Origin of the sequence: Shinella kummerowiae (assembly GCF_009827055.1) — a bacterium.
Lineage (GTDB): Bacteria > Pseudomonadota > Alphaproteobacteria > Rhizobiales > Rhizobiaceae > Shinella > Shinella kummerowiae.
In genome coordinates this window covers 513,640-525,742 of sequence record NZ_WUMK01000005.1, presented here as the reverse complement: position 1 = coordinate 525,742, position 12,103 = coordinate 513,640, and the positions used below count along the sequence as shown (strand labels likewise).

At 64.7% G+C, this 12,103-nt stretch carries 12 protein-coding genes; 3 read left to right on the top strand and 9 right to left on the bottom strand.

Annotated features, from left to right (window positions below; genetic code table 11):
* From GR138_RS16100 to GR138_RS16090, 3 genes are all read right to left on the bottom strand, one after another.
* The coding region (locus GR138_RS16100; RefSeq protein WP_160860252.1) for an agmatinase at nt 1-756 on the bottom strand (756 nt) is incomplete at its 3' end.
* A gap of 97 nt (nt 757-853) precedes the next feature.
* Entirely contained in the window at nt 854-1,726 is an 873-nt protein-coding gene (locus GR138_RS16095) for a universal stress protein (RefSeq protein ID WP_160860251.1), read from the bottom strand.
* A complete protein-coding gene (locus GR138_RS16090; RefSeq protein WP_160860250.1) occupies nt 1,723-3,216 on the bottom strand; it encodes an APC family permease in 1,494 nt (497 codons plus the stop codon). The genes GR138_RS16095 and GR138_RS16090 overlap by 4 nt, the downstream gene beginning before the upstream one ends.
* Before the next feature lie 275 nt (nt 3,217-3,491).
* Here GR138_RS16090 and GR138_RS16085 point away from each other — a divergent pair, with 275 nt between their 5' ends.
* Together GR138_RS16085 and GR138_RS16080 are read left to right on the top strand one after the other, a co-directional pair.
* Nucleotides 3,492-4,034, top strand: coding sequence for an Lrp/AsnC family transcriptional regulator (locus GR138_RS16085; protein ID WP_160860249.1), 543 nt, complete (start codon nt 3,492-3,494; stop codon nt 4,032-4,034).
* An 18-nt stretch (nt 4,035-4,052) separates the two neighbouring features.
* Nucleotides 4,053-4,964 carry a carbon-nitrogen hydrolase family protein gene (locus tag GR138_RS16080; RefSeq protein WP_202402667.1) on the top strand — a complete coding sequence of 304 codons (912 nt, stop codon included), beginning with the start codon at nt 4,053-4,055 and terminating at the stop codon, nt 4,962-4,964.
* On the opposite strand, the gene GR138_RS16075 is transcribed toward GR138_RS16080, so the two are convergent.
* Genes GR138_RS16075 through GR138_RS16055 form a run of 5 tightly spaced genes read right to left on the bottom strand, consistent with a single transcriptional unit; the run spans nt 4,965 to nt 10,059 of the window.
* Nucleotides 4,965-5,897: a phosphatidate cytidylyltransferase gene (locus GR138_RS16075; RefSeq protein ID WP_160860248.1), complete on the bottom strand. Its 933-nt coding sequence runs from the start codon at nt 5,895-5,897 to the stop codon at nt 4,965-4,967.
* Nucleotides 5,897-6,550 (bottom strand): lysophospholipid acyltransferase family protein, encoded by a 654-nt coding sequence (locus tag GR138_RS16070; RefSeq protein ID WP_160860247.1) that lies wholly within the window; start codon nt 6,548-6,550, stop codon nt 5,897-5,899. The genes GR138_RS16075 and GR138_RS16070 overlap by 1 nt, the downstream gene beginning before the upstream one ends.
* Nucleotides 6,547-6,984, bottom strand: coding sequence for a hypothetical protein (locus GR138_RS16065; RefSeq protein WP_160860246.1), 438 nt, complete (start codon nt 6,982-6,984; stop codon nt 6,547-6,549). The genes GR138_RS16070 and GR138_RS16065 overlap by 4 nt, the downstream gene beginning before the upstream one ends.
* Nucleotides 6,981-8,315, bottom strand: a complete 1,335-nt coding sequence (locus tag GR138_RS16060) for a phosphatase PAP2/dual specificity phosphatase family protein (RefSeq protein WP_160860245.1) — start codon at nt 8,313-8,315, stop codon at nt 6,981-6,983. Before GR138_RS16060 ends, GR138_RS16065 begins: the two co-directional genes overlap by 4 nt.
* A 7-nt stretch (nt 8,316-8,322) precedes the next feature.
* Entirely contained in the window at nt 8,323-10,059 is a 1,737-nt protein-coding gene (locus GR138_RS16055) for a bifunctional alpha/beta hydrolase/class I SAM-dependent methyltransferase (RefSeq protein WP_160860244.1), read from the bottom strand.
* 120 nt (nt 10,060-10,179) lie between these two features.
* On the opposite strand from GR138_RS16055, the gene GR138_RS16050 reads away from it, so the two are divergent.
* Entirely contained in the window at nt 10,180-10,776 is a 597-nt protein-coding gene (locus GR138_RS16050; protein ID WP_160860243.1) for a CDP-alcohol phosphatidyltransferase family protein, read from the top strand.
* Between the two features lie 3 nt (nt 10,777-10,779).
* Here GR138_RS16050 and GR138_RS16045 read toward each other — a convergent pair whose 3' ends face one another.
* Complete coding sequence (locus tag GR138_RS16045; RefSeq protein ID WP_160860242.1) at nt 10,780-12,096, bottom strand: replication-associated recombination protein A; 1,317 nt, start codon at nt 12,094-12,096, stop codon at nt 10,780-10,782.
* Between the last annotated feature and the right edge of the window lie 7 nt (nt 12,097-12,103).

The window sequence follows — 12,103 nt, the reverse complement described above, 5'->3', positions numbered from 1 at the left end:
ACCCGGCGCAATCGACGGGTCGAGGCTGTCGATGTCGAAGGAGAGGTAGACCGGACGGTCGCCCATCTGCGCGCGGACTTCCTCCATCAGCGGCGTCAGCGACTTGTGCCAGCACTCTTCCACCTGCACCACGCGAAAACCCTGCTCGCGCGGCCAGTCGAAGTCGTCGGCGGCATAGCCGGTACCGCGCACGCCGATCTGGATGCAGCGTTTCGTGTCGAGCACGCCGGCTTCGACCGCGCGGCGGAACGGCGTGCCATGGGCGATCGGCTCGCCGAACATGTGTTCGTTGATGTCGGCATGGGCATCGACATGGATGAGGCCGACGGGGCCGTACTTCTCCGCGATGGCGCGCAGGATCGGGTAGGACAGCGTGTGATCGCCGCCGAGCGTCAGGGGCTTGCAGCCATCCTTGATGATATCGCGATAGGCATCGGTGATGATGTCGACGCATTTGGGCAGGTTGAACGTGTCGATCGCCACGTCGCCGATATCGGCGACCTGCAGGCTGTCGAAGGGCGCGGCACGGGTCGCCATGTTGTAGGGCCGGATCATGCAGCTCTCGGTGCGGATCTGGCGCGGCCCGAAGCGCGTGCCCGGCCGGTTCGAGGTGCCGATGTCCATCGGAATGCCGACGAAGCAGGCATCGAGCCCTTCCGTCGTCGGCTGCGTCGGCAGCCGCATCATCGTCGCAGGCCCGCCAAAACGCGGCATCTCATTGCCGCCTAGCGGCTGGTTGAACAGTCTCGTCGTCATCTTATTTTCCTCCGGCGGGGCGCTGTTTCACATCGTTTGCCCCATCCTGAATGCACTCTAGGAGACTTGCCCGACGGGCTGGAATACCCCTTTCCGATTATTCTTCGCCACGCGGCAGGATGAGGCAGGGCACCGGCGCATTGTGGACGATCTTGCGGGCATTCGAGCCGAGAAAGACACGCATCAGCGGCCCCAGCTTGCTGGAACCGAGGACCAGCAATTCGCCCTCCTGCCAGGTGAGCGAATCGAAAGCCGCCTTCCAGGTCGCGCCGTCGGCGATCTCGGCGGAAAGCCCAGCCTGCCCCGCGAGCAAGGCTGTTTGCGCGTCCCGCGCCTGCTCGCGCAGCACGTTGGAAACGAAGTGTTCCGCATCGTAGCCGGCACCTGTCGGGTACATCTGCTTGTCGCGCACCACGAAGGTCACGAGGCGGAGCGGGACGGTATATTCGCGGGCAAGTGCTGCGCTGCGCGCCACGATATCCGCCGCCGACGCCGAGCCTGAGAAGGACGCACTCAGCCGGCGCACGCGGGTCTGAGGGCCGGCCGAATAGCCGTGTGGCGCCACCGCGACCGGCAGATGCGCCGAGCGCAGCAGTTCCGTCGTCACGCCGCCCTCGCCGAAGCGACCGAACGGAGCTTCGCGCGCCGAGCCGAGCACGAGGCAATCGGCCCCGATCTCGGAGGCCGTCCTGGTCAGGCCCTCGCGGGCGGAAGAGGCGGAGACGGCGAGGAACTCCGCCATCACGTCGTTCGGAAGCGATGCCTTGGCCTCGGCCTGCACCGCGGCGGTGTGGCGGGCGAGGAAGCTGCCATATTCGCCGTCGACGCGCGCCGGCGAGGGATGTCCCCAGGTATCGGGCGTCACCGTGCAGGCGACGAGCGAAGCCTTGCAGGACCGGGCGAGCACCGCGCCGAGCGCCAGCGCCTCCTGTCCGCCTTGGTCGGCGGAAAGACCGACGAGGATTTTCATTCTGCCGCCTCGCCGAGGCCTTCCGGCCTTTCGAGCCGCGAGTTGCGGGCGGAATAACCGAAATAGACGAGTGCGGCGATCGCCACCCATACGCCGGTGATGGCATAGACCATCCAGCTCAGCTTGAAGATCAGGTACAGGCAGGCGACGATGCTAAGCACCGGCAGGACCGGGCCGAACGGCACGCGGTAGCCGCGCGGCATGTCCGGCTGCGTGTAGCGCAGGATCAAAACGCCGGCCGAGACGACGGTGAAGGCGGTGAGCGTGCCCATGCTCGTCAGGTCCCAGAGCAGACCCGATGGCACGAAGGCGGCGATCAGCGACACGAAGACCGCGACGATGATGGTGCAGGCGACCGGCGTCATGCTGCGCGGATCGACCTTATGGAAGATCGACGGCAGCAGACCGTCACGCGACACAGCAAAGAGGATGCGCGATTGGCCGTAAAGCACGATGAGCGTGACAGAGAAGATCGAGATGACTGCGCCGGCGGCCAGCAGGTTGGCCGGCCAGGCAGCGCCCGTCAGGTTTTGCAGGATCGTGGCGAGGCCCGCCTCCTGCCCGTCAAAGGCGTCCGCCGGTTGCACACCGAGGGCGGCGAGCGCCACCAGCACGTAGAAACCGGTGACGATGACCAGCGCCGAGATGATGGCGATCGGAAGGTTGCGCCGCGGATTGACCACTTCCTCGCCCGCCGTCGAAACGGCATCGAGGCCGACGAAGGTGAAGAAGATCGAGGCCGCTGCCGCCTGCACGCCGCCGAATCCGCTCTCATTGAAGAAGGGCGTGAAGTTCGCGCTGTTGAAGGCGCTGCCGGCAATCACGATGAAGAGCGCCAGAACGGCAAGCTTGATGACCACCATGATGGCATTGGCGCGCGCCGATTCCTTTGCGCCACGCAAAAGCAGGATGCAGCAGAGCATGACAAGGATGACGGCCGGCAGGTTGATCAGGCCGGATCCTTCCGCAAAGAAGGCCATGGCGAAGGGATGGTCGCCATCGACGACGGTGATCGGCCCCTTGATCATCCAGCCGGGCAGCACGATGCCGGTGATGTTGAAGAGCAGCTTCTCGACATATTCGGCCCAGCCCACCGCGACCGCTGCGGCGGAGATGCCGTATTCCAGCACGAGGCAGGCCGCAACGAAGAAGGCTATGCCCTCCCCGAGCGTCGCATAGGCATAGGAGTAGGACGAGCCGGAGACCGGGATCATCGAACTCATCTCGGCATAGCAGAGCGCCGACAGGCCTGCCGCGACCGCCGCGATGATGAAGGAGAGCACGACCGCAGGGCCGGCCACCGGCACCTGTTCGCTCAGCACGAAGAAGATGCCCGTGCCGATCGTCGCGCCCACACCGAACATGATCAGCTGGAACAGCGTGATCGAGCGTCCGAGATGGCCATGCCCGTCGCCGGCACCCGAGGTGTCCGCAACCAGCCGGTCGACCGGCTTCTTGCGTGTGATTTGTTCCAGGATAGTTGACGCCATCGTTCCCCCCGATGTCTCCCCATAGGCAACCACTGTAGCGTTGGGTTCGGCAAAGGTGCTGCCGTATTTCTGTCATTTTCCGACACTTGCTGCTGAGCACGGCGCCCTTCTCGAAAGTTCTTGTCGCAAGCGCCAATGGGGGACCGGATGGGGCGAAACAGCGGTCCGGCGGTCGCCTTGACAGGGTCGGGACAAACGTATCCTTATGGTTCGAGGCTGTCGGGCCACGCTCATCGGGAGACGCATGGCCCGTCCATGCAGCAGGGGGCGAGTGAATGAAGGATGAAGACGGGTCGATCCGGCTCGATCAGATCGATTTGCGTATTCTGGCATGTCTCCAGGCCAATGCGCGCGTGACGAACCAGGAGCTGGCCGATGCCGTAGGCCTCTCACCAAGCCCCTGCCTGCAGCGGGTGAAACGGCTCGAAAAGGCCGGCGTCATCACCAGTTACCATGCCAGTATCGATCTCGCGAAAGTCTGCCGGCATGTCGACGTCATCGCCGCGGTGACGCTCAACAGCCATGGGCTGGAGGATTTCCAGATCTTCGAGACGATGGTCGAAGAGATGCGCTACGTGGTGGAATGCACCAAGGTCAGCGGGCCGATCGATTATCTCGTACGCTTCGTCTGCCCGGACATCGCCTCCTATCAGATGCTGTCGGACGAGCTTTTGCGGCTCGGCCCCAAGATCGGCAATTTGTCGAGCTACATCGTGCTCAAGTCGAGCAAACCCTATCGCGGCGTGGCCTTCGACGATCTCGTCTCCCCGACGCCGCGGGGCGTTCCGACCCGTCCCACCGCCCGCAGCGGCAAATAGTTCCCATAGAGATTGATCATGTCAGGCTCCCTTTCCGACGCAAACCCTATGCCGTCCTCCGCCGGCCGGCGGGACAATGCCCGCTTCCTGGTCGCCGGGATCCAGATGCCCGTGCCGATCACCGGTGGCAACATCGCGGCCATGACGATCCAGGTGGAAAAGACTATGGCGCTCTATCCGGGCACCGACATGATCGTCTTTTCCGAACTCGCCATGCACGGTCCGCTGCATGCCTGCGCGGCGGAGGATCCGCGCGCCGACGAAGCCGTCTTCCAGGCGCTCGCCGCAAAACACCGCGTCTGGATCATTCCCGGCACCTACTTCGTGCATCGCGAGGACAGGACCTACAATCATTCGGTCGTCATCAATCCGGACGGCGAGATCGTCGGGCGTTATGACAAGATGTTTCCCTTCATGCCCTTCGAGGCGGGGGTCGCTGGCGGCAGCGATTTCCTGATCTTCGACGTGCCGGACGTCGGCCGCTTTGGCCTTTCCATCTGCTACGACATCTGGTTTCCGGAGACGACGCGCACGCTGACCTCGGCCGGCGTCGAGGTGCTCATCCACCCCGTGCTGACCGGCACGACGGACCGCAAGGCGGAACTCGCCATCGTGCAGGCGACGGCGGTGATGTTCTCCTGCTATGTCGTCGACGTGAACGGGCTCGATGCCGGCGGCGTCGGCCGCTCGCTGGTTGCCGATCCGACCGGCAACGTCGTGCACCAATGTGGTCAGGTCACGGAAATCTTTCCGATCAACATCGACCTCGGCCTCGTGCGCCAGGTTCGCGCGGAGGGTGCCAACGGTCTCGGGCAGGTGCTGAAATCCTACCGAGACCGCAACGTCGCCTTCTCCACCTACGAAAATGGCGGGGCGTCGACCTATCTCGACAGCCTCGGCCCGCTGGTGCCGATGCCGAAGCGCCGCTGATCAGGTCCAGGCGTAGCGCACGATGTGAAAGAAGACCGGCGCGGCGAAGACAAGACTGTCGGCACGGTCGAGCATGCCGCCATGGCCTTCGATCATGTGGCCCCAATCCTTGACACCGCGATCGCGCTTGATCGCCGAGGCGACGAGGCCGCCGAAAAAGCCCATGACGCAGGCAAGCCCTGCCAGCACGCCGGCTTCGAAGGGCGAGAAGGGTGTCAGCCAATAGAGCCCCGCGCCAAGCAGGGAGGCGCTGGCTATGCCGCCGATCAGCCCTTCCCAGGTTTTCGAGGGCGAAATGCTCGGCGCGACCTTGTGACGGCCGAAGAGCTTTCCGAAAATATATTGCAGCACGTCGCTGCCCTGCACCGTGGCGATCAGGAAGGCGATCAACAGCAGGCCGCGGCCCTCATTGCCCGGAATGGGCAGGGTCACAAGCGCCGGCACGTGGCTGATGCAATAGACCGAGAGCATGATACCCCATTGCTGCTCGCTGACCCGTTCGAGGAAACGCGACGTATCGCCCCGGATTGCCGTCAGTGCGGGCATGGCGAGGAAGCAATAGACGGGGATGAAGATCGAATAGAGCCCGTACCAGTCAATCCAGATCAGGTAGTATTGCACCGGTATGATGATGAGGAACATGCCGAGCAGCGTCCAGCGGTCGGCATGGCGCGTATTGGTCAGCGTCACATATTCGCGAAGGGCAGCGAAGGAGACGAAGGCGAACAGCAGGATCACGCCGCCCGTGCCGAACAGGAAAGCGATGCTGATGCCCGTCACCATGATCCACCACGCCTTGATGCGCGCATTGAGATTGTCGAGCGTCGAGGGCAGCGGCTTCGGACTGCGATAGGAGAGCACGCCGGCGACTGCGCTCGCTGTTACGAGCACGGCAACGAGGCCGATAAAGAGGCGTGTGGTGTCGTCGCTCATCAGCGGTGTCCATCCTTTTTCGGCGCCAGCGTCAGAAGTGCCTGCCGGGCCTTGTCGAGAAAAGCCTTGCGCTCCTCGCCTGCCTCCAGCGCGATCGGCGCGCCAAAAATCACGCGGCAAAGCAAGGGCACCGGCAGCACCGCCCCCTTGGGCAACACGCGCGACATGTTCTCGATCCAGCAGGGCACCAGTTCGACATCCGGCCGGGCGGCGGCGAGATTGTAGAGGCCGGAACGGAAGCGCAGCAGCAGCTCCTCGGTCATGTTGCGCGTGCCCTCCGGGAAGAAGATCAGGGATTCGCCCGCATCGAGCGCCGAGAGCATGACCTGCAAAGGATCGGCGGTGCGCTCGACCCAGTTGCGCTCGACGAGCACCGTGCGCAGCAGCTTTCCGGAAATGAAACGGCGGACGGAATCCGCGTTCCAATAGTCAGCGCCCGCGACGGCGGCGGTGCGGCTGCGCTCGGCCGGATGCAGGCAGGTCGAGATGAGGATGAAATCGCCATGGCTTGCATGATTGGCAAAATAGATGCGCTGCCGGCCGTTCGGTGCCGCGCCTGCCCAGATGGGCCTGACGCCGGTGACGGCGCGGGAAAGGCCCGCAAGTGCTGCGCCGGACACTTTTTGCAGGAGGGATGCTCCACCACCCGTCATGCGCCGCCTCCATCCATCGCGTCGAGAAGGAGGATGGCATAGAGCAAGACGCCGATGGCGAGCGATGCGCGCTGGAACCAGACAAGCCGGCGGCATCCCTGAAGGCGCTCCACCAGCGGTCGCGGCGTGTGGTCCCTCGCCCGGAGCCCCATGCGAGATAAGACATCATCGATGGCAGAGAGACCTGCCTCTTCCGTGTCATGGGACGCGGCAAGCCGGAAGAGTGCTGCGTCGAACAGCAGATGGACCGAGACGGCAAGCGGCAACAGGCAGAAGGCCAGCAGTAGCCACCAGCCGAGCGGGGCGGTAAAACCATGCACGCCCGCCGTCGGCGGGGCGATCGCGAGGATCAGCAGGGCTAGCGCGCTGCCGATCAGGCCGTTTCGCCGCAGGCGGCGACCGGCGTCACCTGCAGCCCCCTTCCAGTCCGTCACCGTGCGGCCTCCTCGATAAGGGCATAGGCCTCGAACGGAAGATGGACCGGCCGGCCCTTCGCCTTGACCTGCGCCACGGCCGCGGCCGCATTGGTGGCGTGGCCCGACCGCATCAGCCAGCAGGCGGCAACAGCGGCGCTGCGTTGGAAGCCGAGCGCGCAACTGACGAGAACCGGGCCATGCCGCCGTGCCTCCTCGATTGCCATCGCAGCTTCGCGGATGCGCGGCGCGGAAGCCGCCAGCAGATCAAGGACGGGAAAGGCGTGCCAGGCGAGGCCGGGTACGTTATGTCCAGGAAATTCCGCCGACAGGTCGATCACCGCGACATAGGTCGAAAGGTCCGCACGGGATGGATAGCGACCGAGGAAGACGCCGTCGGCCACCTCCACCGCCGGCGGAAGTTTTCGGGTCCACCACAGGATGTTCAGCCGCGCGCCGAGCCGGGAGGGTGCAAGCAGCCATCGACTGGCAAGGCTGACGCGTCCATCCGCCTGCTTCTGGAAAACGGCGGTCCCGGCCCCGGCATAGCCGAGCGCGACGATGGCAAGCGCCAGGCTCGGCCAGAGCAGAAGCAGCCCCGCCCCGGAATCGCGTGTCGCCAGGACGGTCAGGATGAGAAACGCCACAGCGCCGGCGGCGTAATAGGTCGCGAGCCGCCGCGCTTTCGCATCATTCGTCCTATGGAAGCCGGCGAGCGGTGAAGGCCTGCCTGCCGGGAAAAGCCAGAGCGCGAAGAGGCCGAGCAAGGCGCCGGTCGGGATGTCGATGACGTGATGTTGCCAGGTGGTCAGCACGGATAGGCCGATCAGCAGGCACCAGACGTGCCAGACGGCGCCGCCGATCCCGCTCAGCCGCCCGCGCCAATGATCCCAGATGATGACGAGCAGCGCGATGTGCAGCGACGGCGCCTGGTTGAACGGCTTGTCGAAACCGCCGAGCACGTCGAACATGAAACCGGGCAGGCCATCCGTCTCCGGCCGCACGAAGATGGCCTGCAGGGGGAGGATAATGAAGCAGACGACGGCGACGACCTGTGCGGTGAGATAGCGCCGCGCCAGCCGGCCCACCTCCTCCGGCATGTCGTTGACGAACAGCGAAAGCGCATAGAAGGCGTTGATCGACCAATAGGGGATGATCGTCCAGGCGATGAAGGGAATGTGTGTTTCCCAGCCGAAGGCGAGGTTGGGCACGGCCGTCCGCAGCGATGCCAGCCAGTTCGCCGTACCGTAGGTCAGGTAGAAGAACGGCGCCAGGAAGGCGAGCCAAAGCGCCGCCGTGCGAAAAACCGCGCGGCGGTTAGTGACGAGAACCGGTGCGATGCCCTCCCCCATGCCGGCCTCAGATACGCTCGGCCAGCGACACGGTGAAAATCCCCCACTTGTCGATGCGCTGCTCGATTTTGCGGAAGCCGGCGGCTGCCACGAGCTGATCCATTTCCTGCTGGGTGCGCCGGCGCATGATCCAGGCCTCGCCGCCGCGATGGGAGGTGAGTGCGCGGGCGATCATTTCCAGTTGCGGATGCCAGGACTGGCCGGTGTAGATCAAGAGCGACCCGGGCTCCACGGCGCGCGCGAGGCCGGCAAGCGAAGCCTCGATCATGGCATTGTCCGGGAACAATTCGTAGAGACCGGAGACGATGGCAAGCGTCGGCCGCGGTTCGATCGTCGCCAGCCCTTCCGTGTCGAAGGCATCGGCGCGGTGGAAGGCAGCGATGCCTTGGAGACCACGTTCGGCAATCAAGGCCGTGCCCTTTTCCACGTTGATCGGCGAATAGTCCTGCAGGCGGATGCTGTGGGGTTTCGCTTCCGACGCCGCCACCGCATCCAGCACGTAGCGCCCGTGACCGGCCGCGATATCCAGTACGCGGAGCGGCTTATCCTCGGCCTTGAGACGCGAAAGCGCTTTGCCGATCAGTTCCTCCAGATGGACCTTGCGCTGGCGGATGCCGCGCCAGCCGATGGCGTCGATAAACTGCCGGTCGATCAGACGGCCACCCGGGCCGAGGCCGCGCGGTTCGTTCTCATAGACGTAATCCAGCGTCGAACCGGAATCGAAGCCGGTACGCACGCCGGTGGCAATGCCTTTGGAAAACAGCCCGCCAAGACGGATCGAGGCGCGCGTCATTGCCCAGTAGAGCCCGCGCGGCGACAGAAGCGGCAGCGGCGTCGCCAGCCGGTCGGCCTCGTCGCGGGTATAGCCGGAAAGGTGCGAGCGACGGACATCCGCCACCACCGGAGGCTCGGCAAACCGCGCCGTGATGAAGGCGCGCACCTTCTCCAGGGCTTTTGCCCGATCCCGTTCGCCCAGCGTGTCGTGGTAGAAGCCGGGCAGCACATGCCGTTCCTTGATCGTACTGCCGAGATTTTCGAAGAAGCGGTGCTGCGGCCCGTGCCGCACGACGAAATCGGCGCCCGAGATCAGCAATTGCGTCGGCACGGTGATGGCGCGCGCATCGGCAACCACGCGGTCCGCCGTCTCATAGAGTTCGAGCAGGATGTTGGAGGCGATCGGGCGGGTGATCAGCGGATCAGCCTCGAAGGAGGCGATGCGTGCCGGATCATGCGTCAGGAAACGCGCCTTGACATAGGAATTGATGAAGAACGTGCCTTTCAGCTTCTGCCATAGTGCAATGCCCTCCTTGGCGAAGGGCACGTACAGCTTGACGTCGAACGCGGGCGAGGCAAGCACCAATGCCCGGATATCCGGCGCATAGTCATGCACCCAGGTTGCGGCCAGCACCGCGCCGACACTCTGGGCGATGACGGCGATCTGATCCATGGCAAAGCCGCCGGTCTCGCGAATGTGGCGCACGAAGCAGTCGAGGTCGCGCACCGAATGGGCAAAGGACGGCGAGTGGCCGCGCTCGCCGGGCGATCGGCCATGGCCGCGCGCATCCCAGGCGTAGATGGCAAAGTCGTCGAGGCCGAGCTCTTCGGCGATATGGGCCACCCGGCCGCTGTGCTCGTGGCCGCGGTGCAGGAGCACGATTGCACCCTTCGCCGTGCCGGAGCGTGCGGGCCAGGTGCGATAGAAAAGCTCCACGCCATCGTGGCTCGCAAACGCCGATTCGATCATGCGGTCCTCACTCCCTTTCAAACCTTGTCCACCCTATACGGATGAGCCCTGCGGTTTGCAGTTGATTTCATAGCGTTGCGTCTGCATTTGTTGAAGACAATCGAGCGGATTTAAACTTTCATGTCGATCTATAAACTGAAATCGTCCTTCCAGACCCTTCTTCGCCCGCTTGTCGGCCGGCTCGCAGGCATGGGCGTCACGGCCAATCAGGTGACACTCATCGCGGCAACCGTCTCGGTCGCGATCGGGGCACTTCTCGTTCTGAATCCCGAGCCTGCACTCTTCGCGCTCGTGCCGATCTGGATGGCGTTGCGCATGGCGTTCAATGCCGTCGATGGCATGCTGGCCCGCGAGCATGGCCAGAAGAGCGCGCTTGGCGGTTATCTCAACGAGATCACCGATGTCGTCTCCGATGCCGCGCTCTATGTGCCCTTCGCGCTGATCGCCCCCTTCTCGCTGCCATGGCTCTTCGCGATCATCTTCCTCGCCACGCTGACGGAATTTGCCGGCGTGCTGGGCGTCGCGCATGGGAAGGGGCGGAACTATGAGGGGCCCATGGGCAAGAGCGACCGGGCGCTGCTGTTCGGCGCGCTCGGTGCACTGGTCGCCGTCTTCGGCGTCCTGCCGGCATGGACATGGCATATCCAGCCGATGACCTGCGTGCTGCTGGTCTGGACGGTCGTCAACCGCATCAGGGCGGGACTGGTCGAGGCCTGACCCTCAGCGCCCGCCGTCGAATCGGCGCGGCGTCGCACGACCCGTCACCTGATCCCAATGCTCGTCCGCACGCCGCTCGAAGGTCGCCGCGTCGCGGGCGTCGCTCTGGTAGAAGCTGCCGCGTGAGACATCCGGTGCATACACCTGTTCGCTCCAGCCGCGTCCGTCATCATGCGGAAAGGCATAGCCGACATGGCCGAGTGCGGCCGCACCCTTGTAATGCGCATCGCGCAGATGCATCGGCACGGCCGACGGCGCCTCGCTCGCCACATGCGCCATCGCCAGCGAAATGCCGCGGCAGGCGGAGTTTGACTTCGGCGCCCGCGCCACATGCAGCGCGGCGTGCGCCAGAATGATCTGCGCCTCCGGATACCCGATCTTTTCGACGGCATGCAGAGCGGCGACGGCGGTCTGCAACGCGGTGTTGTCGGCAAGGCCGACATCTTCCGAGGCGTGGATCATGATGCGGCGCGCAATATAGCGCGGGTCCTCGCCGCCATGGATCAGCCGGGCGAGCCAGTAGAGCGTGGCATCGGGATCAGAGCCGCGCATCGATTTCACGAAGGCCGAGACAACATCATAATGCGCGTCGCCCGATCGGTCGTGATTGACCGGGGCTGCGGCATAGGCTTCCTCGACCATCGCCTCCGTTATCAGGACGGGCTTGCCCGGCGCATGACCGACCGCAAGGCTCTCCAGCACCGTCAGCGCGCGCCGCGCATCGCCGCCGGAACGGCCTGCGATACGGCGCAATTGAGCAGGCTCCAGCCGAACTTCCAGACCGCGCGCCGCCAGGTGGGCAAGGCCGCGCTGCACCACCTCCTCCATCTCCTCGAGGGTAAGCGGCTCGAGCTTCAGAATGGTCGAGCGGGAGATCAGAGCGGGCGTCAGCGTGTGATAGGGATTGCCGGTCGTCGCACCGATGAAATCCGCCACGCCCTCTTCGCAAAGTGCCAGAAGGTGATCCTGCTGCGTTGCGCTGAAGCGATGCACCTCGTCTGCGAAGAGCAGCGTCGGCCGCATGCGCGCCTCGTCGGCGATCTTGCGGATATCGGCAACATTGTTGTGCGCGGCATGCAGCGGCCGGAAGTTCTTTCCGAGCATGTTCCCGATGGCGCGGGCAATCGACGTCTTCCCGAGGCCCGGTGGACCGTAGAGAATGATGCTGCCGAGCCGGCCGGCTACGATACGCCGGCGCAGCATCGTCCCCTCGCCGATGATCTTCTCCTGCCCGATCACATCGTCCAGCGTAGCCGGCCGCAGTTCGGCGGCAAGCGGCATCGAGCCTGTGCGCGGTGCGGCATCGAAAAGATCGGTCATGGGATCC